The sequence below is a fragment of the Variovorax sp. OAS795 genome (assembly GCF_040546685.1).
GTDB lineage: Bacteria > Pseudomonadota > Gammaproteobacteria > Burkholderiales > Burkholderiaceae_C > Variovorax.
This window is the reverse complement of sequence record NZ_JBEPOH010000001.1, coordinates 183,520-208,607: the sequence shown is the minus strand read 5'-3', so window position 1 is coordinate 208,607 and position 25,088 is coordinate 183,520. Positions and strand designations below refer to the sequence as shown.

General features: G+C 69.2%; 23 protein-coding genes. 11 read left to right on the top strand and 12 right to left on the bottom strand.

Features of this window, described 5'->3' with window-relative positions:
* Nucleotide 1: 1 nt before the first annotated feature.
* From kdpB to kdpE, 4 genes are read left to right on the top strand one after another with little or no spacing between them, the layout of a single operon-like run.
* Complete coding sequence (gene kdpB, locus ABID97_RS01020; protein ID WP_354396734.1) at nucleotides 2-2,092, top strand: potassium-transporting ATPase subunit KdpB; 2,091 nt, start codon at nucleotides 2-4, stop codon at nucleotides 2,090-2,092.
* A 13-nt stretch (nucleotides 2,093-2,105) separates the two neighbouring features.
* Nucleotides 2,106-2,687 (top strand): potassium-transporting ATPase subunit KdpC, encoded by a 582-nt coding sequence (gene kdpC, locus ABID97_RS01015; protein ID WP_354396733.1) that lies wholly within the window; start codon nucleotides 2,106-2,108, stop codon nucleotides 2,685-2,687.
* 13 nt (nucleotides 2,688-2,700) lie between these two features.
* On the top strand, nucleotides 2,701-5,445 hold the full coding sequence (locus ABID97_RS01010) for a DUF4118 domain-containing protein (protein WP_354396732.1): 2,745 nt from the start codon (nucleotides 2,701-2,703) through the stop codon (nucleotides 5,443-5,445).
* 4 nt (nucleotides 5,446-5,449) lie between these two features.
* The gene (kdpE, locus tag ABID97_RS01005) at nucleotides 5,450-6,142 is read left to right on the top strand and encodes a two-component system response regulator KdpE (protein WP_354396731.1); all 693 of its coding nucleotides are present in this window, start codon (nucleotides 5,450-5,452) and stop codon (nucleotides 6,140-6,142) included.
* A 171-nt stretch (nucleotides 6,143-6,313) separates the two neighbouring features.
* Here the strand turns inward: kdpE and ABID97_RS01000 are convergent, their stop codons facing one another.
* The 4 genes from ABID97_RS01000 to ABID97_RS00985 form a co-directional block, all read right to left on the bottom strand.
* On the bottom strand, nucleotides 6,314-7,444 hold the full coding sequence (locus ABID97_RS01000) for a zinc-binding dehydrogenase (protein ID WP_354396730.1): 1,131 nt from the start codon (nucleotides 7,442-7,444) through the stop codon (nucleotides 6,314-6,316).
* A 98-nt stretch (nucleotides 7,445-7,542) separates the two neighbouring features.
* Nucleotides 7,543-8,073, bottom strand: a complete 531-nt coding sequence (locus ABID97_RS00995) for a tyrosine-protein phosphatase (RefSeq protein ID WP_354396729.1) — start codon at nucleotides 8,071-8,073, stop codon at nucleotides 7,543-7,545.
* A complete protein-coding gene (locus ABID97_RS00990; protein ID WP_354396728.1) occupies nucleotides 8,070-8,564 on the bottom strand; it encodes a hypothetical protein in 495 nt (164 codons plus the stop codon). The genes ABID97_RS00995 and ABID97_RS00990 overlap by 4 nt, the downstream gene beginning before the upstream one ends.
* Nucleotides 8,561-9,700 carry an MGDG synthase family glycosyltransferase gene (locus ABID97_RS00985; RefSeq protein ID WP_354396727.1) on the bottom strand — a complete coding sequence of 380 codons (1,140 nt, stop codon included), beginning with the start codon at nucleotides 9,698-9,700 and terminating at the stop codon, nucleotides 8,561-8,563. The genes ABID97_RS00990 and ABID97_RS00985 overlap by 4 nt, the downstream gene beginning before the upstream one ends.
* A 146-nt stretch (nucleotides 9,701-9,846) precedes the next feature.
* Between ABID97_RS00985 and ABID97_RS00980 the strand changes: the two genes are divergently transcribed.
* From ABID97_RS00980 to ABID97_RS00960, 5 genes are all read left to right on the top strand, one after another.
* Nucleotides 9,847-10,671 carry a pseudouridine synthase gene (locus tag ABID97_RS00980; protein WP_354396726.1) on the top strand — a complete coding sequence of 275 codons (825 nt, stop codon included), beginning with the start codon at nucleotides 9,847-9,849 and terminating at the stop codon, nucleotides 10,669-10,671.
* A 10-nt stretch (nucleotides 10,672-10,681) separates the two neighbouring features.
* Nucleotides 10,682-11,785: a winged helix DNA-binding domain-containing protein gene (locus ABID97_RS00975; RefSeq protein WP_354396725.1), complete on the top strand. Its 1,104-nt coding sequence runs from the start codon at nucleotides 10,682-10,684 to the stop codon at nucleotides 11,783-11,785.
* A gap of 121 nt (nucleotides 11,786-11,906) precedes the next feature.
* Nucleotides 11,907-12,563, top strand: a complete 657-nt coding sequence (locus ABID97_RS00970) for a response regulator (protein WP_354396724.1) — start codon at nucleotides 11,907-11,909, stop codon at nucleotides 12,561-12,563.
* Nucleotides 12,560-13,948 carry a sensor histidine kinase gene (locus ABID97_RS00965; protein WP_354396723.1) on the top strand — a complete coding sequence of 463 codons (1,389 nt, stop codon included), beginning with the start codon at nucleotides 12,560-12,562 and terminating at the stop codon, nucleotides 13,946-13,948. Before ABID97_RS00970 ends, ABID97_RS00965 begins: the two co-directional genes overlap by 4 nt.
* Before the next feature lie 134 nt (nucleotides 13,949-14,082).
* A complete protein-coding gene (locus ABID97_RS00960) occupies nucleotides 14,083-14,421 on the top strand; it encodes a hypothetical protein (RefSeq protein ID WP_354396722.1) in 339 nt (112 codons plus the stop codon).
* A gap of 19 nt (nucleotides 14,422-14,440) precedes the next feature.
* Here the strand turns inward: ABID97_RS00960 and aqpZ are convergent, their stop codons facing one another.
* On the bottom strand, nucleotides 14,441-15,151 hold the full coding sequence (gene aqpZ / locus ABID97_RS00955) for an aquaporin Z (RefSeq protein WP_354396721.1): 711 nt from the start codon (nucleotides 15,149-15,151) through the stop codon (nucleotides 14,441-14,443).
* A gap of 268 nt (nucleotides 15,152-15,419) precedes the next feature.
* Here aqpZ and ABID97_RS00950 point away from each other — a divergent pair, with 268 nt between their 5' ends.
* Both ABID97_RS00950 and htpG read left to right on the top strand, forming a co-directional pair.
* Entirely contained in the window at nucleotides 15,420-16,466 is a 1,047-nt protein-coding gene (locus ABID97_RS00950) for an ABC transporter substrate-binding protein (RefSeq protein ID WP_354396720.1), read from the top strand.
* Between the two features lie 124 nt (nucleotides 16,467-16,590).
* Complete coding sequence (gene htpG / locus ABID97_RS00945) at nucleotides 16,591-18,627, top strand: molecular chaperone HtpG (protein ID WP_354396719.1); 2,037 nt, start codon at nucleotides 16,591-16,593, stop codon at nucleotides 18,625-18,627.
* 50 nt (nucleotides 18,628-18,677) lie between these two features.
* Here htpG and ABID97_RS00940 read toward each other — a convergent pair whose 3' ends face one another.
* From ABID97_RS00940 to ABID97_RS00910, 7 genes are all read right to left on the bottom strand, one after another.
* Nucleotides 18,678-19,715, bottom strand: a complete 1,038-nt coding sequence (locus tag ABID97_RS00940) for a serine/threonine protein kinase (RefSeq protein ID WP_354396718.1) — start codon at nucleotides 19,713-19,715, stop codon at nucleotides 18,678-18,680.
* A gap of 33 nt (nucleotides 19,716-19,748) precedes the next feature.
* The gene (locus ABID97_RS00935) at nucleotides 19,749-20,864 is read right to left on the bottom strand and encodes a DUF2855 family protein (RefSeq protein ID WP_354396717.1); all 1,116 of its coding nucleotides are present in this window, start codon (nucleotides 20,862-20,864) and stop codon (nucleotides 19,749-19,751) included.
* 196 nt (nucleotides 20,865-21,060) lie between these two features.
* Nucleotides 21,061-21,486, bottom strand: coding sequence for an organic hydroperoxide resistance protein (locus tag ABID97_RS00930; protein ID WP_307577402.1), 426 nt, complete (start codon nucleotides 21,484-21,486; stop codon nucleotides 21,061-21,063).
* Between the two features lie 91 nt (nucleotides 21,487-21,577).
* Nucleotides 21,578-22,030: a MarR family winged helix-turn-helix transcriptional regulator gene (locus ABID97_RS00925; RefSeq protein ID WP_354396716.1), complete on the bottom strand. Its 453-nt coding sequence runs from the start codon at nucleotides 22,028-22,030 to the stop codon at nucleotides 21,578-21,580.
* Between the two features lie 228 nt (nucleotides 22,031-22,258).
* Complete coding sequence (locus ABID97_RS00920; protein WP_354396715.1) at nucleotides 22,259-23,095, bottom strand: ABC transporter permease; 837 nt, start codon at nucleotides 23,093-23,095, stop codon at nucleotides 22,259-22,261.
* A 3-nt stretch (nucleotides 23,096-23,098) separates the two neighbouring features.
* Nucleotides 23,099-24,040: an ATP-binding cassette domain-containing protein gene (locus tag ABID97_RS00915; protein ID WP_354396714.1), complete on the bottom strand. Its 942-nt coding sequence runs from the start codon at nucleotides 24,038-24,040 to the stop codon at nucleotides 23,099-23,101.
* A gap of 92 nt (nucleotides 24,041-24,132) precedes the next feature.
* Nucleotides 24,133-25,023, bottom strand: coding sequence for a LysR family transcriptional regulator (locus ABID97_RS00910; protein WP_354396713.1), 891 nt, complete (start codon nucleotides 25,021-25,023; stop codon nucleotides 24,133-24,135).
* Between the last annotated feature and the right edge of the window lie 65 nt (nucleotides 25,024-25,088).

Below are 25,088 nucleotides of genomic sequence, written 5' to 3'. Positions count from 1 at the left end.
CATGGCAAACACCAAGACCTCGCTCTCGCTGCTCGATGCGGCACTGCTCAGGCCCGCACTGTGGAGCGCCTTCGCCAAGCTGGGCCCTCGCACCCAATGGCGCAACCCGGTGATGTTCATCGTCTACATCGGCAGCATCCTGACCACGCTGCTCTGGGTGCATTCGCTGAACTTTCCCGGCGACACGGGCATGAAGCCCGCGTTCGTGCTGGCCATCACCATCTGGCTGTGGTTCACCGTGCTGTTCGCCAACTTCGCGGAAGCCTTGGCAGAGGGCCGCAGCAAGGCGCAGGCCGCGTCGTTGCGCGGGCTGCGCAAGGACACCTGGGCCAAGAAGCTGCAGGAACCGCATCACGGCGGCCAGTGGCTCCCGGAGCAGGCGCCCAACCTGCGCAAGGGCGATGTCGTACTGGTCGAAACGGGCGACGTGATCCCGCTCGACGGCGAAGTGATCGAAGGCGTGGCCGCGGTCGACGAGAGCGCGATCACCGGCGAATCGGCGCCCGTGGTGCGCGAATCGGGCGGCGACTTCTCGGCCGTGACCGGCGGCACGCGGGTGCTGTCCGACTGGCTGGTGGTGCGCATCTCGGTCAATCCCGGCGAGTCTTTCCTGGACCGCATGATCGGCATGGTCGAAGCCGCCAAGCGCCACAAGACGCCCAACGAGATCGCGCTCACCATCCTCCTGGTGGCGCTCACGCTCGTGTTCCTGATGGTCACCGTCACGCTGCTTCCGTTCTCGCTCTTCAGCGTGAAGGCCGCGGGGGCGGGCACCGTGGTGTCGCTCACCGCGCTGGTGGCGCTCCTGGTGTGCCTGATCCCCACCACCATCGGCGGCCTGCTCTCGGCCGTGGGCGTGGCCGGCATGAGCCGCATGATGCAGGCCAACGTGATCGCCACCTCGGGCCGCGCCGTGGAAGCGGCCGGCGACGTCGACGTGCTGCTGCTGGACAAGACCGGCACCATCACGCACGGCAACCGCCAGGCCAGCGCTTTCCTGCCCGCGCCCGGCGTTGCGAAGAGCCGGCTGGCGCGCGCGGCCATGCTCGCGTCGCTGGCCGACGAGACGCCCGAGGGCCGCAGCATCGTCGATCTCGCGCGACGCGACGGCACCGACGCGAAGCCGGTGGATGGCGCTCGCTTCGTGCCCTTCACCGCGCAGACCCGCATGAGCGGCGTCGACCTGCCGGCCGCACCGGGCAGCGACGGCGCCGTCCTGATGCGCAAGGGCGCGGTCGATGCAGTGCGCCGCCACGTGGAGTCGCTCGGCGGCGCGATGCCGGCCGAGGTGCTGCGCGCAGCCGACGACACCGCGCGCCGCGGCAGCACGCCGCTGGCCGTGTCGGAAGGCGCCCGCGTGCTCGGCGTGGTCGAGCTCAAGGACATCGTCAAGACCGGCATCAGGGAGCGCTTTGCCGAACTGCGCCGCATGGGCATCAAGACCGTGATGATCACCGGCGACAACAGGCTCACGGCCGCGGCCATCGCGGCCGAGGCGGGCGTGGACGACTTCCTGGCCGAGGCCACGCCCGAAGACAAGCTGGCGCTGATCCGCAAGTACCAGTCCGAAGGCCGGCTGGTCGCGATGACTGGCGACGGCACCAACGATGCGCCCGCCCTCGCGCAGGCCGACGTGGCGGTGGCCATGGGCAGCGGCACGCAGGCGGCCAAGGAGGCCGGCAACATGGTCGACCTGGACTCGAACCCGACCAAGCTGCTGGAGGTGGTGGAAACCGGCAAGGCGCTCTTGATGACGCGCGGTTCGCTCACCACTTTCTCGATTGCGAACGACGTGGCGAAGTACTTCGCGATCATTCCCGCGATCTTCGTCTCGACCTATCCGCAGCTCGGCGCACTCAACGTGATGCGGCTCGCCAGCCCCTCGTCGGCGATCCTCGCGGCCGTGATCTTCAATGCGCTGGTCATCGTCTTTCTGATTCCGCTCGCGCTCAAGGGCGTGCGCTACCGGCCGGTCGGCGCCGCCGCGCTGCTGCGCCGCAATCTCGCCATCTATGGCCTGGGCGGCCTGCTGGTTCCGTTCATCGGCATCAAGCTGATCGACGGGCTGCTCGTTGCCATGCATCTTGTCTGAGGAGTTGTCGACCATGAACCGAATCGTCCGTCCCGCGCTCGTGCTCTTTGCGCTGCTGGGTGCGCTCACCGGCCTCGTCTATCCGGTCGCCGTCACCGGCGCCGCCAAGGCGCTCTTCCCATCGCAGGCGGCCGGAAGCCTGGTCGAGCAGGGCGGCAACACCGTCGGCTCCAGGCTCATCGGCCAGAACTTCAGCGATCCGAAGCATTTCTGGGGCCGCCCCTCGGCCACCGCGCCGCAGCCCTACAACGCGAGCGCCTCGGGCGGCTCGAACCTGGGGCCGCTCAATCCGGCGCTCGTGGATGCCGTCAAGACGCGCATCGAGGCCCTGCGCACCGCCGACCCCGGCAACACCGCAGCGGTGCCGGTCGATCTCGTCACGGCGTCGGCCAGCGGGCTCGATCCCGACATCAGCCCCGCCGCCGCGCGCTACCAGGCGGCGCGGGTGGCGCGCGCGCGGGGCGTGCCGCTCGAACAGGTGAACGCGCTGGTCGCGGCCCATACAGAGGCGCCGCTGTGGGGCGTGCTGGGCGAGCCGCGGGTCAACGTGCTGGCATTGAACCTCGCGCTCGATGGGAACGGGCCGATGCGATAACCTGCGCCACCCCATGCAAGACGTCCGCCCCGACCCCGATGCCCTGCTGGCGCAGCTGCGCAGCGATGCGGCGCGCGCCCGGCGCGGCAAGCTGCGCATCTATTTCGGCGCGAGTGCCGGTGTGGGCAAGACCTGGGCCATGCTCAGCGCCGCGCAGCGCGAACGTGCGGCGGGACGCGACCTGCTGGTCGGCGTGGCCGAAACGCACGGCCGGCGCGAAACCGCGGCGCTGCTCGCCGGCCTCGACGTGCTGCCGCTGCGCGAGGTGGACCATCGGGGCCGCACACTGGCCGAGTTCGACCTCGACGCGGCCCTGGCGCGCAAGCCCGCCGTGCTGCTGGTGGACGAGCTGGCCCACACCAACGCGCCCGGATCCCGCCATGCCAAGCGCTGGCAGGACGTGCAGGAGCTGCTGGCCGCGGGCATCGAGGTCTGGTCCGCGCTCAACGTGCAGCACCTCGAAAGCCTCAACGGCACGGTGGGCGCCATCACCGGCGTGCGGGTGCACGAGACGGTGCCCGACACCGTGCTCGACGAAGCCGACGAGGTGGTGCTGGTCGACGTCACGCCCGACGAGCTCACCGCGCGACTCGCGGCCGGCAAGGTGTACCTGCCGCAGCAAGCCGAGCGCGCCGCGCAGAACTTCTTCCGCAAGGGCAACCTGATCGCGCTGCGCGAGATTGCGTTGCGCCGCACGGCCGAACACGTGGAAGACGACGTGCGCGGCTGGCGCATCGAGCAGTCGGGCGCGGCCGGCCATGGCGAAGGCCCCGGGCTGCAGGCCTGGAACACCTCGGGCGCCATCCTCGCGTGCGTCGGGCCGCACGAGGGTGCCGCACAAACGGTGCGCACCGCCGCGCGCCTTGCCGGCCAGCTCAATGTGCGCTGGCATGCGGCGTATGTCGAGACGCCGCGCCTGCAACGGCTGGCCGCCGCAGAGCGCGACCGCATCCTCGCGGTGCTCAAGCTCGCCGAGGAACTGGGCGCGGCCACTGCGGTGCTCACGGGTTCCGACGTGGCCGGGCAGCTGGCCGGGCAGGCGCAGCGACTCAACTGCGCGACGCTGGTGCTGGGGCGCTCCGTGCCCCTGGAGGGCTGGCGCCGCTGGTGGCCCGGCACGCGCGTGCCGCTTGCGCACGCGCTGGCGCAGCGCGCGCCCGCGCTCGACATCCTGGAGGTGGGCCGTGCCGACAGTTCGCGGCGCCTTTCGCGCGCCGCCATCCAGGGGCTGCGTGCCGACGAGGGCGGCCACGAGAAAGCGCCCATGCATTGGCCGGGCTACGCCTGGGCCGCGGCCGCCAGCGTGGCGCTCACGCTGGTGTGCACGCCGCTGGCCAGCGTGCTGGAGCTGTCCAACATCGTGATGCTGCTGCTGCTGGGCGTGATCGGCGTGGCCATGCGCTTCGGCCGCGGGCCCTCGGCGCTTGCGGCCCTGCTCAACGTGGCGGCCTTCGACTATTTCTTCGTGCCGCCGCGCCTGTCGTTCGCGGTGAGCGACGTGCAGTACGTGCTGACCTTCGCGATCATGCTCGGCGTGGGCCTGCTGGTGGGCCAGCTCATGGCGGGGCTGCGCTTTGCGGCTGGCGTGTCGACCAGCCGCGAGCGGCGCGCCCGCTCGCTGTTCGAGCTCGCGCGCGAACTCTCGGCGGCGCTGGAGAGCACGCAGGTCGTGGCGCTGGGCGCTGCCGCGGTGCAGGGCCATTTCGGCGGCCATGCCCTGGTGCTGGTCACCGATGCGGCCGACCAGCTCGTGATGCCTGAAAACCCACCCGAGGGTTTCGATGCGCAGGTGGCCGACTGGGCCTTCCGCCATGGCCAGCCGGCGGGCCTGGCCACCGCCACGCTCGCCGCCCAGCCCTGGCACTACGTGCCGCTCAAGGCACCCATGCGCGTGCGCGGCGTGCTCGCGCTCTCACCGGCCCATCCGCGCTGGCTGCTGATTCCCGAGCAGGCGCAGCAGCTCGACACGCTGGCGCGGCAGATCGCGATCGCGCTGGAGCGCGTGCACTACGTCGAGGTGGCGCAGCAGGCCGTGGTCGAGATGGAATCGGAGCGCCTGCGCAACGCGCTGCTCGGCGCCATCTCGCACGACGTGCGCACGCCGCTCACCGCGCTGATCGCGCTCGCCGAATCGTTGCAGTCATCGCCGCCCGCGGCGCATGCCGAAGCCGCACGCGCCATCGTCGCCCAGGCGCATGAGCTGCATGCGCTGGTCAACAACCTGCTGGACATGGCGCGGCTCGAAAGCGGCATGGCGGGCGGCGCGGTGAACCTGCGCCGCGATTGGCAGTCGATCGAGGAAGTGGTGGGTTCGGCCATTCGCGCGGCGCGCACCGCGCTCGGCGGCCGCGTGGTGCAGACCGCGCTCGATGCCGACCTTCCGCTGGTCGAGTTCGATGCCGTGCTGATCGAACGCGTGCTGGTCAACCTGATCGAGAACGCCGCCAAGTACGGCGCCCCGCCCATCGTGGTCGGCGCGCGGGCCGAGGCTGCCGCGCTGGTGCTCACGGTGCGCGACCACGGCCCGGGCCTGCCCGCGGCGCTGCTCGGCCGCGCGCAGAAGCTGTTCGACAAGTTCACGCGCGGCGAACCCGAGTCGGCCAAGCCGGGCGTGGGCCTGGGCCTGGCCATCTGCCGGGCCGTGGTGAGCGCGCACGGCGGCCAGGTTGCGGCCGCCAATGCGCAAGGCGGCGGTGCAGAATTCACCGTCACGTTGCCGCGCCGCGCGCCACCGGAACCGGCCGAAGCACAACTCTGAACCCATGCCATCCCCCACCGCCATCGTCATCGAGGACGAACCGCAGATCCGCCGCTTCGTGCGCGGTGCGCTCGAGGCCGAGGGCTGGCTGGTGCACGAGGCCGGCACGCTGCGCGATGGCCTGGCCGCGGCCGGCACGCGGCAGCCCGACCTGCTGGTGCTCGACCTCGGCCTGCCCGATGGCGACGGCGTGTCGCTGATCCGCGATGTGCGCGGTTGGTCGGCCGTGCCGATCATCGTGCTCTCGGCCCGCAGCGACGAGGTCGACAAGATCGCCGCGCTCGATGCCGGCGCCGACGATTACCTGACCAAGCCATTCGGCACCGGCGAGCTGCTGGCACGCGTGCGCGCCAACCTGCGCCGCCCGCGCACGGCCGGCGGGGACGAACCGGCGGAAGCGCTGTTCCGCTTCGGCGAGGTCGAGCTGGACCGCGCCGCCCGCATCGTGCGACGCACGGGCGCCGAGGTGCACCTGACGCCGACCGAGTACCGGCTGCTTTCCGTGCTCGTCGCCAACGCCGGCCGCGTGCTCACGCAGCGCCAGCTGCTGCGCGAGGTGTGGGGCCCGTCGCACACGGACCAGAGCCACTATTTGCGCATCTACATGGGGCATCTGCGGCAGAAGCTGGAGGCCGATCCGGCGCAGCCGCGGCATCTGCTGACGGAGACCGCGGTGGGGTATCGGTTGGTGGTTTAGTTTCCAGATTCCGCGCTTTATCGAAGGCACACGGCCCTCACCCTAACCCTCTCCCGGAGGGAGAGGGGACAAGAGGGGGGAGGTGACGGATTGCGAATTGCTCCCTCTCCCTGCGGGAGAGGGCTGGGGTGAGGGCAGCGGCATTCACGTCGCCACCCAATCGAAAAGCGATCAGCCCCTCAAACCCTTGTTCGGATTCAACAAGAACTTCTCCCCCGTCGCCTGCTTGCCATACACCCCGATCGCATCGAGCTGCAGCGCCTCCAACAAGGAAACTTCCCGCGTGTAGTGGCTCGCGAACGTGGTCTTCAGCTCCGCCACGACCCGCGCGCGCAGGCGTTGAGCGCCTTCGTCGCCGAGCTTCTGCAGGAACGGGAACAGCAGCCACCCGCCCATGCCCCAGGCCATGCCGAAGTTGCGCACGAACTCCGTCGGCGAGCGGTCGAGGCCGCCGTAGATGTAGACCTGCTTGTGCGTGGTCGAGCCGTAGCGGCTGTATTCCTTGGCGGTGCGGTTCAGCGCGGCTTCCATGCAGCCGAGGATCTGGCCCGCGAGCTTGCCGCCGCCGGTGGCGTCGAAGGCGAGCGTGGCGCCCGTCTCCACCAGCGCCTGCGTCAGGTCTTCGAGGAAGGTGGGCGAACTGGTGCTGCACACGTACTTCGCGCCGATGCCGCGCAGCAGCGCTTCCTGCTCGGGCTTGCGCACGATGTTGACCAGGTCGATGCCGTCCTTCTGGCAGATCTTGTTGAGCATCTGGCCCAGGTTGGATGCGGCGGCCGTGTGCACCAGCGCCTTGTGGCCTTCGCGCCGCATGGTCTCGACCATGCCGAGCGAGGTGAGCGGGTTCACGAAGCAGGAGGCGCCCTCGGCCGGCGCTGTGCCCGCGGGCAGCTCCAGGCACTGCGCCGCAGAGACCGCGCGGTACTGCGCATACATCGCGCCGCCGATGGCCGCCACCGTCTTGCCGAGCAGAGCCTGCGCGGCCGGCGACGAACCGGCCTTCACCACCGTGCCGGCGCCTTCGTTGCCCACCGGCAAAGACTGGTCCAGCCGGCCGGCCATCGCAGGCATGGCGCGCTCGGGCACCGTGGCCGTCACGACGGGCCGATCCGGCGTGCCGGAGACCTTGGCGGTGGCCATGTCGGCCGCGCCGAACAGCAGCCCCAGGTCCGAGGGATTCATCGGCGAAGCCTCGACGCGGATCACGACTTCATGTGCCTGCGGTTCAGGCATCGGCTCGTCGTGCAGCGAGAGTTCGAGTTCGCCGTTCGCGCGGACGATGGAGCGGAGTTGGAGTGCCATGGCGAGCCCTTTGCGGCCTTGAAAAAAGCCTGTACGAAGGTGGCCCAGGGCCACGGGGCGGCCAGTATAGGAGCGGCGCGCGAAAGCTGCAGGCGCCTTCAGGACACCACGGGAATCGCCGGTGCGTGGGCCAGCGCGTGGCGCATCTTCTGCGCATCGAGCCGGTCGATGTAGCGCGGGATGTTGCGCCACAGCGTGTGGTAGCCGTAGCCGCCGCGGAACATCTCGGCGCGTGCGCTGTCCTTGTCCCAGCCCTGCACCGCCATGCGGTAGACCGCGGCGACCACGCCGGTGCGGTCGGCGCCGTGCATGCAGTGAATCAGCACCGGCCCCTGCTTCTCGGCTTCGCGAATGGCCACCAGCGCGCGCAGCACCTTGGCGTCGTCGATCGACCAGGTGTTGATCGGCACGCGTACCAGGCGAATGTCGTGGCCCGCGAACACCTTCCGGTCGTCGTTGAAGGAGCGCAGGCTCACGATGGTGCGGATGCCGAGCGACTTGAGCGCCGCCACGTTGGCGATGCGCGGCTGCGCGCTGCGGTACAGCGTGGGCGTGATGCGGTGCAGGTTCTCGACCTGCAGCGCGTCCAGCGGGTCGGCCCAGTGGGCGGGGCGCGTCTCGGTGGTCATGAGAATGAGCGGCGCCAGTGGCGGCGTACCAGGATCAGCAGGGCGACCGCGAGGCCGCCCCAGTAGTCGGCCGGCGCGCCCCAGATCCAGTGCTTGTGCCAGAACGCCTCTACCGGATTGAACCGCGCCCAGCCGAAGGCCGGGTTGATGATGAACCACAGGAAGTCTTCACAGACCCAGAACACGATCAGGCCGGCCGCGGCCAGCCCCAGGTCGCGCCAGCTCCAGCGGCCGTTGAAGGCCATGGGCGCCAGGAACACCAGCACCATGAAGGAGAAGACCCAGGCGTGGTAGCCGGTCATGGCGCGCCCGCCCCAGAAGAGGTCGAGCCAGATGCTGTTCTCGATGCGCCAGGTGGGCAGCGAGGTGGCCCAGCCCGCGCCGCCTTCGATCTGGATCTCGGCATTGGCGAAGAAGAAGGCCATCACCACCACCCAGGCCAGGTAGCCGAGCGTGCGGGCCACGCCGGTTTTTTCCGCGCGGCCGTTCATTCGCCTTCGCCCAGCACGTGGCGCAGCACCGCGGCCGCGGCGCGCGGCTTGCCGAGCGCGCGGCTGCGCCGGGCCATGTCGGCCAGCTTCGCGGGATCGGCCATCAGCCGTGCCACCTTGTAGTCCAGGCCGATGGTGTCGTAGGCGAGCCAGGCCGCACCTTCTTCCATCAGGAAACCGGCGTTGTGTTCCTCCTGGCCCGGGATCGGCGAGATCAGCAGCATCGGCTTGCCGAGCGCCAGGCATTCGGAGACCGTGAGGCCGCCGGGCTTGGTCACCACCAGGTCGGCCGCGGCCATGAGCTTGTGCATCTCGCTGGTGAAGCCGATGGCGACCACGCGGCCCGGGTGGCGCGCGGCCAGCGCCTGGAGCTTCAGGTGCGTCTCGGCGTTGCGGCCGGCCACGGCGATCACCTGCAGGCCGCTGTCGCCGCCGAGCAGCAGCACGCGCTCGACCATGCTCGCGAGGTCGCCAACCCCGGCACCGCCCGAGGCCATCAGCAGCACGGGCCGTGAAGGGTCGAGGCCGAGCGCCCTGGCGCAGGCATCGTGCGCGAGCGCCGGCGCATCGGGTTCGGAGAATGCCGGCATCACCGGAATGCCGGTCACATGGATGCGCTCCGGGGGAATGCCGCGCGCGCGCAGCCTGAAGGCCACTTCCTCCGTCGCGGCCAGGTACCCGGCCATGCCCGGCACCAGCCACATGTTGTGCAGGTCGTAGTCGGTGATCTGCAGCCACACCGGGTAGTCGATGCGCCCGCCGTTGCGCTCGCGCATCAGCAGCTCGGCTGGAAGAAAGTGGGTGCAGACCACGGCATCGGGCTTTTCGCGCCGGATCTCGCGCACCAGGGCGCCGGTGCTCAGCCGCTCGATGCCGCGGCGCAGGCGCTGCGAGGGCGCATGGTGCGGCGTGGTGTCGGCGCGCTGGTGCAGGTACGACCACAGCTCGGGCGCGCGGTTCACGAGCTGGATGTACCAGTCGGTGTAGACCTTGCGGAACCCGCCGGCCACGTGGGCCATGGCGTCGATGTGGACGGCCGTGTGCGGCGGCGCGGATTGCGCAGCGGCTTCGAGGGCTTGCGCTGCGCGCACATGGCCGTTGCCGGCGCTCACACTGAGGATCAGGATTTTTTTCATGCGGGTCCGGGCCGCCGGCGGGGCCATTGGCGCGCATTATCCCCATGCAATGCGACACATTCCGGAGACGCCCGGCCATCGGCGAAAATGCCGCTGCGCACCGCTCCCCCGGGCGTGACCTGCCCCCAACCGACCGCGCCCCCCGCATGACCGACGCCGCCCCCGCACCGATCCGCCTCAACAAACGCATGGCCGAGCTCGGCCTCTGCTCGCGCCGCGAGGCCGACGAGTGGATCGCCCACGGCTGGGTCAAGGTGAACGGCAAGCCGGCCGAGATGGGCGTGAAGGTCACGCCGTCCGACCGCATCGAGGTCGACAAGGCCGCCAAGGGCCAGCAGGCGAACCAGGTCACCATCCTGATCAACAAGCCGATCGGCTACGTGAGCGCGCAGGCCGAGGATGGGCACGAACCGGCCGTCACACTGTTCACGCCGCAGAACCGCTGGGCCGAAGACAACACGCGCTTCTTCTTCAGCCCCCAGCAGCTGCGCGGCCTGGCGCCCTGCGGCCGCCTGGACATCGACTCCATCGGCCTGCTCGTGATGACGCAGGACGGCCGCATCGCGCGCCAGCTGATCGGCGAAGACTCGGTGATGGAGAAGGAGTACCTGGTCCGGGTGGCCTACCACGGCCTCGGCCAGCCGGCGCCCCCCGGCCAGCTGGTGCGCATGGACGACGACGATCCGGTCACCACCAATGTGCAGGCGGTCTTTCCGCCCGCCATGCTCGCCAGGCTGCGCCACGGACTGAGCCTCGACGGCCAGCCGCTCAAGCCGGCGCGGGTCGAATGGCAGAACCCCGAGCAGCTGCGCTTCGTGCTCACCGAAGGCAAGAAGCGCCAGATCCGCCGCATGTGCGAGCTGGTCGGGCTGAAAGTGGTGGGCCTGAAGCGCGTGCGCATCGGCAAGGTCATGCTCGGCAACCTGCCCGTCGGGCAGTGGCGCTACCTGGCACCGCACGAGAAGTTCTGACTTCCTGCCCATGGCCGGGGTGATGAGCCAGCGCGCACTGAACCGGGCCACGCTGGCGCGGCAGATGCTGCTGGCGCGGCGCAAGGCGACGGTCACGCAGGCCGTCGAAAAGCTCGCGGGGCTGCAGGCGCAGGCGCCGAACCCACCCTACATCGGCCTCTGGAGCCGGCTCGAAGGCTTTCGCCGCGAGCAGCTGACCGACGCACTGGAGACGCGCCGCATCGTGCGCATGTCGACGCTGCGTGCGACCCTGCACCTGCTGGCCGCACCGGACGCGGTGGCCTGGCGGCCGCTGCTCGAACCCGTGCACCAGCGCGGCCTCGCGGGCGAACACGCGCGGGCGCTCGAGGGCATCGACCGCGCCGCGGTGGTGAAGGCCGGCTGGGCCTTGCTGCGCGAAGGCCCGCTCACCGCCTCCGAACTCGGGCAGGCGCTCGCGGCGCGCTGGAAAGACCGCGCGCCCGCATCGCTCGCCGCACTGGTTCGCAACAACGTGCCGCTCGCGCACCTGCCGCCCGCGGGCACCTGGAACTCGCACCGGAGCGCAAGGCTGCAGCCCCTCGGCGAGTGGCTCGGCGCACCCGCCGCCGACATGGCGCCCGCCACGCAGGACGGCCTGCTGCTGCGCTACCTCGCGGCCTTCGGCCCCGCCACGCTCGCCGACGCCGGCGCCTGGTCGGGCCTCACGGGCTGGAAGGCGGTGGCCGAGCGCCTGCGGCCCCAACTGCGCATGTTCACCGGCGAAGCGGGCCAGGAACTGTTCGACCTGCCGCGCGCGCCGCGCCCTGGCCCCGACGTGCCGGCACCGCCGCGCCTCGTCGCCGAATGGGACAACCTGCTGCTCGCGCATGCCGACCGCAGCCGCCTGATGAGCGAGGCGCACCGCGCCAGGGTGTTCACCGCCAACGGCATCGTGCGCGGCACCGTGCTGCTCGACGGTTTCGTCGCGGGCACCTGGAAGATCGAGCGCGCGAAGAACGCGGCCACGGTGGTGCTGGAGCCCTTCGCGCGCTGGTCGAAGGCCGACCGGCTCGGCGTGCAGGAAGAAGCCATGCGCCTGCTGGCCTTTGCGGCGGATGGCGCGGGCGAGCGGCACGGCGTGCGGGTGCTGTAACCCTGCCGCGCGCACGGCGCCTAAGCCTCGCCTAATACTTCGGCTCTACGCTGCGCCGCGGCGCAGGGCACGGCCGATCATCCCGATCGCGTGCTACCTTGCGGCGCAAGGAGTCGACGCGATGCGTGTGCTGCTGGTGGAAGACGACGAAATGATCGGGCGCAGCCTGAAGCAGGCGCTCGAGGGCGCGGGCTGGTCGGCCGACTGGGTGCGCGACGGCGAGCTGGCGCAAAGCGCGCTCGGCGATGGCGACTACACCTGCGTGCTGCTCGACCTGGGCCTGCCCCGGCAGGACGGCACCGAGGTGCTGCGCCGCGCGCGCGAACGCGGCGACGCCACGCCGGTGCTGGTGCTCACCGCGCGAGACGGGCTGGACGACCGCATCCACAGCCTCGACCTGGGCGCCGACGACTACCTGCTCAAGCCCTTCGAATTCCGCGAGCTGCTGGCGCGCATGCGGGCCGTGGTGCGCCGCCGCGACGGCGCCGCGCATTCGCTGATCGGCGGCAGCACCTTGCAGCTCGACCTGACCACGCGCGAGGTGGTGACCGGCGGCGGACGTGAGGCGCTCACCGCGCGCGAGTTCGCGCTGCTGCACGCGCTGCTCGAGCGGCCCGGCGCCATCCTCTCGCGCGAGCAGCTCGAGAACCGCATCTACGGCTGGGGCGAGGAAGTGACCAGCAACGCCATCGACGTGCTCATCCACGGCATGCGCCGCAAGCTCGGCGCGGAGTCGATCCGCAACGTGCGCGGACTGGGCTGGCGCGTGGCGGCATGACGGCTTCGAGAGGCAGCCGCATTTGGCGCCCGCGCTCGCTGCGCACCCAGCTGCTGTTCTGGCTCGTCACGCTGCACCTGGCCGCGGCGGCGCTCACCGCGTGGTTCACCTTCGTGGCCTACGGCGACCTGGTCCACAACGCGCTCGACGAGCAGATGCGGCTGGTGGCAGACTCCTACGCCGGCAGCGACCCGCCGCGCACGCCGCGTCCGCTCGACAGCGAAGCCGTGGCGCGCGGCGCCTTCGTGGTCCAGCTGTGGAGCGCCGATGGCGCCACGCTGCGCGCCAATTCGTGGCCGCCGCTGGCTGCCGTGCCGCTGCACCCAGCGCTGGGTTTCAGCGACGCGGCCACGGGCGCGCCCATGCCGTCGCGCTGGCGCGTGTTCACGGCCGAGCCCGGCCCCCGCGCCGACCAGCCGCGCGTGCAGGTGCTGCAGAACGAGGACTACCGCCGCCGCCGCGCGCTGCGCCGTGCGCTGCTCGAAGGCCTGCCGATCGCGCTGCTGCTGCCGCTGGCCCTGCTGATCCTGTGGCTCATCGTGTCGGCCGCCTCGCGCTCGCTGCGCGCGGTGGCGCGCGACGTGGCCTCGCAGGACGAGCGCAGCCCCACCGACCTGTCGCTGGCGCGCGTGCCCGAAGAGATCGCGCCGCTGGTCCACGCGTTCAACCACCTGCTGTCGCGCGTGCGCAATGCCTTCGCCACGCAGCGTCGCTTCGTGCAGGACGCGGCGCACGAGCTGCGCACGCCCATGGCGGCCATCGGCCTGCAGATCGAGAACCTGCGCGCGCACGTGCCTGCAGGCGAAGCCACCGAGCGCTTCAACCAGCTCGAAGCCGGCGTCACGCGCGCGCAGCACCTGATCGAGCAATTGCTCAGCCTCTCCCGGCAGGATGCGCCCGGCCGCGCCATGTCGCGCGAACCGGTGGACATCGAGACCCTGTTGCGCGAGAGTGTGAGCCAGCTCATGGTGCTGGCCGATGCGCGCCGCGTCGACATCGGTTTCGAGGGGCGCATTGCACCCGTGCTGCTCGCGCCGCCGGCCGAACTGCGCAGCGTGTTCGACAACCTGATCGACAACGCGCTGCGCTATGCGCCCGAAGGCGGCGTGGTCGACGTGCGGCTGCACGAGGCCGAGGGCCATGCGGTGGTCGACGTGCTCGACAACGGGCCGGGCATTCCCGCGTCGTCGATCGGCCGCGTGTTCGACCGCTTCTTTCGCGTGCCGGGTGCCCCGGCCGGCGGCAGCGGCCTGGGGCTTGCGATTGCGCGCACGGCGGCCGAACGGCATGGCATGCGCATCGAGTTGCGCAACCGGGACGATGGCCCGGGACTCATGGCGCGGGTGCACCTGATCGCGCCTGCCGTGCCGCTCACGTCGTCGTAATTCTTTGCTCATGGCCCGCTCAGTCGGGCTCTCTAGAGTGCATCCAGGCCCTGCCACGCGCAGTTCGCGCGAAGGCACAAGGCCCGGGACAACCACTGCCACCACTGCAACACCGCCACTCAGGAGCACACACCATGCGCACTTCCGTCAAGCTTCTTGCCCTTGGTTCCTTCGCCGCATTCGCGGCGCTCGGTGCCGTCCATGCGTCGGCCGAAACGATGGACGGTTCGGACTACCACCCGTTGCAGATGAACTCGCCCGAGAACGCCGATGTGCAGGCCGGCGCGATGGCTGCCGCACGCCCCAGCGGCACCGAGGCCGTCGGCCAGTCGACCGGCGCCCCGGCCATGAACTCGACCCTCTCGGTCTCCGATGTGCAGGCCGGTGCCTATGCAGCCTCGCACGCCACCGGCACCGAGGCGATCGGCCAATCGACCTCGCTGCCGCTCGTGCAGTCGGCCAGCGGCAGCTGATCGGCCCCCGGCGACGACGTCAGTCGTCGCTCGCGTTGCCGAGCAGCACGCGGTAGATCATTGCGCCGACGATGGCGCCCGCGATCGGCGCGGCCCAGAACAGCCACAGTTCGGACAGGGCGTGCGCCGGCCCGAACAGCGCGGGCCCCGTGCTGCGCGCGGGGTTGACCGAGGTGTTGGTGACCGGGATGGAAACCAGGTGGATCAGCGTGAGGCACAGGCCGATGGCAAGGCCCGCAAACCCGCCCGCGGCCCGCCTGGCGGTCGCACCGAGGATCACGATGAGGAACACCGCGGTCATCACCGCCTCGCACACCAGCGCGGCGGTCATGCCGTATTTGCCCGGCGAGTGCTCGCCATAGCCGTTGGTGGCAAAGCCGCCGATGTCGGCGCCGGGCTTGCCGGTGGCAATGAGATAGAGCACACCGGCCGCCGCAATGGCGCCCAGCACCTGCGCAACGATGTAGCCCGCGAGCTGCGAGGCCTTGAAGCGCCCGGCGGCCGCGAGGCCGATCGACACGGCGGGGTTGAAGTGCCCGCCGGAGACGGGCCCGAAGGCATAGGCCCCGGTGACCACCGTGAGGCCGAACGCGAGCGAAACGCCGAGAAACCCGATGCCGAGGTTGTTGGGAAAGGCCGCCGCGAGAACGGCGCTTCCGCAGCCGCCCAGCGTGAGCCAGAAAGTGCCGATGAACTCGGCCGCCCACTTCTTGTAAGTGCTGTGTTCCATGCTGATCCGTCCCTGAAGTTGAGAAAATGCAGGCCCCCCGGGCCGTGGCGGGCGGATTCTAGGAACGGAAAACGCATGCGCCGCGCAGGCAGTCGGGGCGAACGGAACCTGTTCACAAATCGGCGGGCTTTCCTTCCAGCGGCGCTGGATGCGAGCGCCTCGCGGCCGGAGCGCGGGCCGCCGGTACGCTGGCGGCCCGCTGAACGGCTTTGCCCGGTATCCTGCGGGCTCGGCCTTTCCAGAAAAACCATCTGCAGGAGAAGAACGCATGCATCCCCTTGTTGCCACCAGGAATGCCGCGGTGCTTGCCGCATGCGTGGGTGCCGCCGCCTTTTTCCTGCCCGCGGGCGCGGCGGCCCAGGGCACGGTGAACGCGCTCTGCAGCACCGACGCCGGATGGTGCGAAGCGGCCGCCGCGGCCTTCACGCGCGAGACCGGTATCAAGGTGCAGCAGGCGCACAAGGGCACCGGTGAAATCGGCGCCCAGCTGCGCGCCGAGGCGGCCAATCCCAAGACCGACATCTGGTGGGGCGGCACCGGGGATCCGTTCCTGCAGGCTGCGGAGCAGGGCCTGCTGGAGCCCTACCGGCCGGCCTACATCAACGACCTGCACGACTGGGCCGTGCGGCAGTACGCCATGTCGCAGAACATGGTGGGCGGCTTCTACACCAGCGCCATCGGCTTCGGCTTCAACACCGAGCTGCTCAAGAAAAAGAAGCTGCCCGAGCCCCGGTGCTGGGCCGACCTGGTCAAGCCCGCGTACAGGGGCGAGATCGAGATATCGCATCCGGCCACCAGCGGCACGGCCTACACCATCATTGCCGGGCTGGTGCAGCAGATGGGTGAGGAGGCCGCTTTCGACTACCTCAAGCAGCTGCACCGCAACGTGACCAGCTACACCCGCAGCGGCCAGGCCCAGGCGCCCAACGTGGCCAAGGGCGAGGTCGCCATCGGCGTGAGCTTCATCTTCGGCTTCGAGCGCTGGCGCTACGACAAGTTTCCGGTGAAGACCGCCGCGCCCTGCGAAGGCACCGGCTACGAAGTGGGAGGCATCGCGCTCGTCAAGGGCGCGCGCAACAAGGAAAACGCCAGGCGCTACTACGACTGGCTCATGAGCCCGGCGGGCCAGGCGATCGGCGGGCAGGCGGGCAGCCTGCAGTCGCCGGCCAACAAGACCTTCAAGCCCGACCCGCGCATTCCCTCGATGAACGACGTGAAGCTCATCAAGTACGACTTCGAGAAATACGGCAAGTCGGCCGAGCGCAAGCGGCTGATCGACCGCTGGACCCGCGAGGTCGAGTCGCAGCCGAAATAGCGGCCCTGAAAATCCCGCGTTCCCGGCACCTCTTGTTTTTGGGGCGCGAGGCCCCAACTCGCAGAGTTGATGAGGCGGGCGCCGCCCGGCTTAGAATTTTTCCGTTCGACATATCTTCTTTCCCATGGCTGATTCTTCCAACACGAAACTCCCGTTCCAGGCTGAAGTCGCGCAACTGCTGCACCTCGTCACGCATGCGTTGTATTCCAACAAGGAAATCTTCCTGCGCGAGCTGATCTCGAACGCTTCGGACGCCTGCGACAAGCTGCGCTTCGAGGCCATCGACCGCCCCGAGCTGTACGAGGACCAGCCCGAGCTGGACGTGCGCCTGTCTTTCGACAAGGCCGCGCGCACCCTCACCATCACCGACAAGGGCATCGGCCTGTCGCGCCAGGAAGCCATCGACAACCTCGGCACCATCGCCAAGAGTGGTACCAAGGACTTCATGAGCAAGCTCAGCGGCGACCAGAAGGCCGACGCTCAACTCATCGGCCAGTTCGGCGTGGGCTTCTACTCGGGCTTCATCGTGGCCGACAGGATCACCGTCGAATCGCGCCGCGCGGGCCTGCCGCCCGAGCAGGGCGTGCGCTGGGCGAGCGGCGGCGCGGGCGACTTCGAGGTGGCCGACATCACGCGCGCCGAGCGCGGCACCAGCATCACGCTGCACCTGCGCGAGGATGCCGACGAATACCTCAACGCCTGGAAGCTCAAGCAGATTGTCGGCAAGTATTCCGACCACATCTCGCTGCCCATCCTGATGGAAAAAGAGGAGTGGAAGGAAGGCGAGAACGACCAGCCCGGCGACATGGCCAAGACCGGCGAATGGGAAACGGTCAACAAGGCCAACGCCCTGTGGAGCCGCAACAAGAAGGACATCGCGCCCGAACAGTACGAAGAGTTCTACAAGTCCATCAGCCACGACTACGAGTCGCCGCTGGCCTGGAGCCACAACCGGGTGGAAGGCAGCACCGAGTACACGCAGCTGCTGTACATCCCGTCGAAGGCGCCGTTCGACCTGTGGAACCGCGAGAAGAGCGCGGGCGTCAAGCTCTACGTGAAGCGCGTCTTCATCATGGACGACGCCGAGGCGCTGCTGCCCAGCTACCTGCGCTTCGTGAAGGGCGTGATCGACTCGTCCGACCTGCCGCTCAACGTGAGCCGCGAGCTGCTGCAGGAAAGCCGCGACGTGAAGGCCATCCGCGAGGGCAGCACCAAGCGCGTGCTCTCCATGCTCGAAGACCTGGCAAAGAAGCAGAAGACCGGCCCCGAGAGCGGCGAGGGCAAGATCGACGTGGGTTCGGGCGAATCGGTGCCGGCCCCCGAGCCGACCGAGGCCGTGACCGACGTGGTCGACAAGAACGCGCCCACCGCCGCGGAAACCGCCGCGGCCGCAGCCGACGAATCGGGCAAGTACGCCAAGTTCTATGCCGAGTTCGGCGCCGTGCTGAAAGAGGGCCTGGGCGAAGACTTCAACAACCGGGACCGCATCGCCAAGCTGCTGCGCTTTGCGTCCACCACGAGCGACACGGCGAGCGTGAGCTTTGCCGACTACAAGGCGCGCATGAAGGAAGGCCAGGACGCGATCTACTACATCACGGCCGACACGCTCGCCGCCGCCAGGAACAGCCCGCAGCTCGAGGTCTTCAAGAAGAAGGGCATCGAGGTGCTGCTCATGACCGACCGCGTCGACGAGTGGGCGCTCAACTACCTGACCGAGTTCGACGGCACGCCGCTGCAGAGCGTGGCCAAGGGCGCGGTCGATCTCGGCAAGCTGCAGGACGAGGCCGAGAAGAAGGCCGCCGAAGAGGCCGCCGAGTCCTTCAAGCCGCTGCTCGAGAAGCTCAAGGAAGCCCTCAAGGACAAGGCCGAGGACGTGCGCGTGACCACGCGCCTGGTCGATTCGCCGGCCTGCCTGGTGGTGCAGGACGGCGGCATGAGCACGCAGCTCGCGCGCATGCTCAAGCAGGCCGGCCAGCCCGCGCCCGACCTCAAGCCGGTGCTCGAAGTGAACGCCGAGCATGCGCTGGTCAAGAAGCTCGAGACCTCCGAGCACTTCGACGACCTGGCGAACATCCTGTTCGACCAGGCGCTCCTGGCCGAAGGCGGCCTGCCGGCCGACCCCGCGGCCTATGTGAGGCGCGTGAACGCGCTGCTGGTGTGAGCCCCCGGCCGCGCACGCCGGTCAATCCCGTCGCGCCCTGAGTCGTCGGCTCAGGCGTACAGCGGCTCTTCCGCCATCTGCTCGCACTGCTCCTGCAGCACGAGGATCTGGCCCTTCCAGTAGTCGCTGGAGCCGAACCACGGAAAGTTGATCGGAAAGATCGGGTCTTCCCAGCGCCGCGCCAGCCAGGCGCTGTAGTGGATGAGCCGCAGCGTGCGCAGCGGTTCGATCAGTGCGAGTTCGCGGCGGTCGAACTCGCGGAACTGCTCGTAGCCGTCGAGCAGCCCCGAGAGTTGCGCGGTGCGCTGCGCGCGCTCGCCCGAGAGCAGCATCCACAGGTCTTGCACCGCGAAGCCGGTGCGCGCATCGTCCAGGTCGACGAAATGGGGGCCGCCGCCCGGCCGGTCCGTCGGCGTCCACAGGATGTTGCCGGGGTGCACGTCGCCGTGCAGCCGCAGCTTGCGCGGCTGGAAGCCCGACGACGCCGGGGCGCCCACCGCCAGCGCCGTGGCGGCAATCATGTCGAGCGCTTCATTGCACGCCTTTTCCCAGTCGCGCTGTACGTCGAGCGGCACCTTGTTGTGGCCGAGCAGCCAGTCGCGGGAGGCGACGCCGAAGGTCTGCAGGTCGAGCGCCGGCCGGGCCTGGAAAGGCGTGGCGCTGCCCACGGCATGGATGCGCGCGAGGAACCGCCCGACCCATTCGAGTACTTCGAAATCGTCGAGCTCCGGCGCGCGCCCTCCGCGGTACGGGCTCACGCTGAAGGCGAAGCCGCCGTGGTGGTGCAGGGTGGTGCCGTCGAAGGCGAGCGGCGCGACGGCCGGCACTTCCGCGGCCGCGAGTTCGAGCGAGAAGGCGTGCTCCTCGAGGATCTCGGCCTCGCTCCAGCGCCCCGGCCGGTAGAACTTGACCACGACGGCACTGCGGTCCTCCAGGAACACCTGGTAGACCCGGTTTTCATAGGAGTTGAGCCCGGTGAGGCGGCCGTCGCCGTGCACGCCGAGCGTCGCGAGCGCGTCGAGCACCACGTCGGGCGTGAGGCTCTCGTAGGGATGTGTGTTGGCGGGCGTCGCGGGGGAAAGGGTCATGCAGCGATTGTCGCTACACGGGCCCTCGCGGGATCACAGGGCGCCGGGATGTTTGTAAAGCGACAGGACATGCCCGCTGCGCGGGTCGCCCTTGCCGGCCAGCACCTGCGCGTAGGCGGCCTGCACCGCCTCGGCGCCATGGTGGTGTTCGGCCCGCAGCCAGGCATCCTTCGGGCCCGTCACGGCCGCAAGGAAGTCGTGCCACGCGGCCACCATGCGGCGGCCGAATTCTTCGCCGCCCCATTCGGCGGTTCGCTTCTTGATCTGCGCCGGCGCAAAGAACAGCGTGGGGCGCGGGCCCGGCAGCGCCTTGCCCGCGCCCTTGGACGCGAGCTGCTCGACGTGCGTGCCGCCGATCGAGCAGCTGTACTTGAGGTTCGGAAAGCGCGCATGAATGGCATGGCGGAGCTCGCCGTTGCCGGCGAAATCGACGTACACGCAGGAGGTGTCGGCCGCGAGGGCGTCGAGCGCGTCGTAGGTCAGCACGCGGTCGTAGCAGCCGAGGCTTTCGCAGAAGGCCACGTTGCCGGGCGAAGTCAGGCCGATCACCTGGATGCCCTGCCGCCGATGCAGCTGGAAAGCCGTGCCATAGGCCGTCTTGCTCGAGGCGCTCGACAGCAGCAGGGTGCCCGCGCCGAAGAAATCGTTGTCGGCCATGAAATCGTCGATCAGCCACGAGGTGATGAACAGCGGCCGCAGCAGCGCCTGCAGGTCCTCGGTGTCCGGGGTGTACAGCGGGTCGGCGCTGCAGCGGACGTACTGGTTGTAGACCGCGGGCAGCGCCGCGCGGTGCGCAGCGGCGTCGGTGAAGCGCGCGGGCGACAGGCGGTCGGGGCTCAGCACCGCGCTCGATGCCATCGGCCAGTAGCCATAGAGCCGCTCGCCCACTGCCACGCCAGGGTGCAGCGACTGCACCACGCTCGCGAAGCCCCACACCGGGATGCTGCCCCAGCCCTCTTCACCGGTCGGGAAGAACTGCCAGTAGCTCATGGCATCGCCGAAGGCCGCGTAGGTGATGTTGTTGGAGGTGAGCGCAAAGCTTTCGATGCGCACGCGCACCTGGCCGTCGGCCAGAGGCTCGTCGGCGGCGGTGTCCAGGCGCGTGGTTGAAAGCGCGTCCTTGCGGACCAGGAAGCTGGTGGTGCTCATGGGGTTGTCTCGGTTTCGACGGTGGGGCGGGTTGCGATGATGCGTCCTGCGGCCACGTTAGCCAAGCTTGATGAAAGGCGCCATCGCGCGCGGCGTTTCGGCGTCACCCGTGAGACACGGGGCGCAGACGAAAAAAAGCGCCCCGGCTCGTGGCCGGGGCGCTTTCTTGTCGATCTTGCGCCGGGCGCGGGATCGATCAGGCGATCGTCAGTTCGACGTCGATGTTGCCGCGCGTCGCGTTCGAGTATGGGCACACCTGGTGGGCGGTGTCGACCAGCTTCTGCTTCTGGTCGGCATCCAGGCCGGGCAGCGTGATCGCGAGCTGGACGGAAATGCCATAGGCAGCGCCGCCGTTCGTCGGGCCGAGGGACACCTTCGAGTCGATCGCCACGTCTTCGGGCACCTTGACGCCGATCTTCGGGCCGACGGCCTTCATGGCGCCGATGAAGCAGGCGGCATAGCCCACCGCGAACAGCTGCTCGGGGTTGGTGCCGGGCTTGCCCGAACCGGGCGAGCTCAGCTTCACGTCGATGGCGCCGTCACTGGACTTGCCAGCGCCGTCGCGGCCGCCGACGGTGTGGGCTTCAGCGGTGTAGAGAACCTTGTCGAGCTTGGTGGTCATGGTGATTCCTTTGGTGGTGATGGAGGAGGGAGGGTGAAAAACTGCTTCGCTCTTTGCTCGATCGAAGCGGAGGGAAAACTGGGCGAGCGGGTCAGGCCGCCTTCTTGATGCGGTCGCGAAGGGCCTGGATCTGATGGGTGAGCGAAACCAGCTCGGGCACCGAGCACTGGGCCGCGGCCATCAGGCATTCGGGCACGTTGGCGGCGCGGGTCTTGAGCTTGCGGCCGGCAGCTGTGAGGGTGATGTGCACGCGCCGCTCGTCGGCCGTGTCGCGCACCCGGGCCACGTAGCCGCTGGCCTCGAGCCGCTTGAGCAGCGGCGTGAGCGTGCCGGAGTCGAGCGACAGGCGTTCGCCGAGTGCGGAGACGGTGGGGCCGTCTTGCTCCCAGAGGGCGAGCATGACGAGGTATTGGGGGTAGGTGAGCTGCAGCTTTTCCAGGACGGGCTTGTAGAGGCGGGTCATGGCCAACGAGGCGGAATAGACGGCGAAGCAGAGCTGGTTGTCCAGCTTGAGCATTTCGTCCGAGGCGTGTTGGGTTGGCATGGGGTGAATTGTAGTGTGCAATTCAATTGCGCGCAACCTTATTTTTTGAGGTTCTTACCGGGGTTCTTATCGGGGTTCTTGTGGGGGTTGCTTTCCGAGGCCGGGATATCCGCCCGGCGGCGGACTCACTTTCTTTTGCTTCGCCAAAAGAAAGTGAGTCGCCCGCCGGGGCGAGTCCCGGCCTCGGGAAAGAAAAGAACCCCCGAAAGACCGCTACCCCCAAAACCGCTACCCCCGAAACCTCTTCCGAGTCAGGGCCAGCGCAATCCAGAACGACACGATCGCATAGACCGCCAACACACCCGCGTGCAGCCACCAGTCCTTCGGCCACTGGTCCATGAACAGCGGCCTCACCAGCGCCACCGCGGTGGTCAACGGCAGCCAGGCCGCCACGGCCCGGACGGCCGAGGGCAACTGCTCCAGCGGAAAGAACACGCCGCTCAGGAACATCATCGGCGTCATGAACAGCGTGAAGTAGTAGGTGAAGAAGTCATACCCCTTCGCCAGCGCATTGAAGATCAGCGCGATGGACGAGAAGGTGATGCCGGCGCCGATCAGCACCATCCACGCGACCACGAGCTTCGGGCTGTGGCTGATGCCCAGCCCGAGCATCACGAACAGGATCGCGGTCACGGTGAAGATCGACTTGAACGCCGCCCACAGCATCTCCGCCAGCACGATGTCGTCCAGGCCCACGGGCGCATTCATGATGCCGTCCCAGGTCTTCTGCACGTGCATGCGCGAGAAGGCCGAGTACAGCGCCTCGAAGCTCGCGGCGTTCATCGCGCTCATGCAGATCGAACCGCTCGCCAGGAACAGGATGTAGGGCACCCGCGTGCCGTTGACCGAGACTTCGCCGACGAGCGCGCCCATGCCGTAGCCGAAGGCCACGAGCCAGATCAGCGGCTCGGCGATGTTGCCGATGAGGCTTGGGATCGCGAGCTTTTTCCACACCAGCAGGTTGCGCAGGAAAACCGGCCACCAGCGCAGCGACAGTTCGGGTGCGCGCCATACCGATGGCGATGGCGGCGTGGTGCCGGGTGAAGTCGATGTGGTCGTGTCCATGGTTCAGCCCTCCTCGCGGATCTGGCGGCCCGTGAGCTTGAGAAAAAGGTCTTCCAGGTTGGCCGGCCTGTGGAAGGTACGCAGCCGGCCGTGCTGCGCCAGCGCATCGAGCAGGCGGCGCGCATCCTGCGTGTAGAAGAACACCGTCTCGCCGCTCACTTCCACGCGCGCCGCCAGCGCCTTGAGCTCGGGCGACTCGGCCAGCGAGAGCGCGCCGTTGCCATACACCTCGACCACGTCGGGTTCCAGGTGCTCGGCGATCAAGTCGCGCGGCCGTCCCTCGGCGATCTTGCGGCCGTGGTCGAGCACCAGCAGGCGCGAGCACAGGCGCTCGGCCTCGTCCATGAAGTGCGTGGTCAGGAGGATCGACTTGCCCTGCTGCAGCAGCACCTGCAGGCGCTCCCACATCAGGTGCCGCGCCTGCGGGTCGAGCCCGGTGGTGGGCTCGTCGAGCAGCAGCAGCCGGGGGTCGTTCACCAGCGCGCGCGCCAGCGACAGGCGCCGCCGCATGCCGCCCGACAGCTCGCCGGGCTTCGCATCGGCCTTGTGCGACAGCGCGGCGAACTCCAGCAGTTGCGGCACGCGCAATCGCACCTGCGCCTTGCTGAAGCCGAAGTAGCGGCCGTACACCACCAGGTTCTCGGCGCAGCTGAAATCGGGGTCCAGCGTGTCGAACTGCGAGACCACGCCGAGCTGCGCCTTGATGGCCAGCGCATCGCGCGGCATCTGCAGGCCCAGGGCCGAGATCTCGCCGCCATCGGGCGTGGTCAGGCCCAGGCACATGCGGATCGTGGTGGTCTTGCCCGCGCCATTCGGGCCGATCACCCCCAGGCATTCGCCGGGCGCGATCTCGAACGACAGGTCGTCGACCACCGTGCTGGCGCCGTAGCGCTTTTGGAGATGGCGGGCTTGGAAGAGCGGAGTGGAAGAGGGGGAGGATGGCACGCGGCCATTCTGGCGCAGGCCTGCATAGCCTGCCGCCCGCGCTTCAACCGATGGACAACGCCCCGGAGTTCGGCGCAACCGCGGCCGGCGCGCTACATCCGCAGGCCGCTGAACTCGGTCTTCATCCAGTCGATGAACGCCCGCGTGCGTGCCGGCAGCAGGCGCGCATTGGGGTAGATCACGCTCACCGGCCGCGGCGGTGGCTCGAACGCTTCGAGCACCAGTTCCAGCCGCCCCTGCGCCACGTAGGGCAGCACCTGGTAGGAGAAGAAGGTGCCGAAGCCCATGCCCGCGGCGCAGGCCTCGACGGCGGGCGCCAGGTGGTTGAACTCGAGCCGGTTGCTCGGCGTCACGCTCACGGTCTTGCCGCCTTCGTGGAACTGCCATTGCGGCGGCGCGTCGATGCGGCCGCGCACGCACGGCGCGCCGGCCAGGTCGCGCGGATGCCGCGGCGTGCCATGGCGCGCGAGAAAGTCGGGGCTCGCCGCCACCACGCGCCGGATGGTGCCCAGCGTCTGGGCCACCAGCGACGAATCCTGCAGCGGGCTGATGCGGATGCCGATGTCGATGTTCTCCTCCAGCAGGTTCACCGTGCGGTCGTACAGCAGCACGCTGCAGCGCACCTTGTCGTAGCGCTTCATGAAGCGCGTGATGGCGGGCGCCACGTACATGTGGCCGAACAGCACCGGGGCGGTGATGGTGAGCTGGCCCGCCGGCTCCTGGGCTTCGGCCTTGAGCGCGCGGTCCGCGGCGTCGGCCGCCAGCAGCACCTCGCGCGCGCTGGGCAGGTAGTGGCGGCCTTCCTCGGTGAGGGAAAGGCGGCGCGTGGTGCGGTGGAAGAGGCGCACGCCCAGGTGCGCCTCGAGCGCGGCCAGCGAACGCACCACCGCGGGCAGCGAACTGCCCATCGATTCGGCGGCACGGGTCAGGCTGCCCTGCTCGGCAATCTGCACGAAGGTCTGCATGGCTTTGAAGCGGTCCATGGCGCAATTAAACCGGAAAACGCAGCAGTCAAATACAGGAATGGCTATTCCTTCGATTACCACAA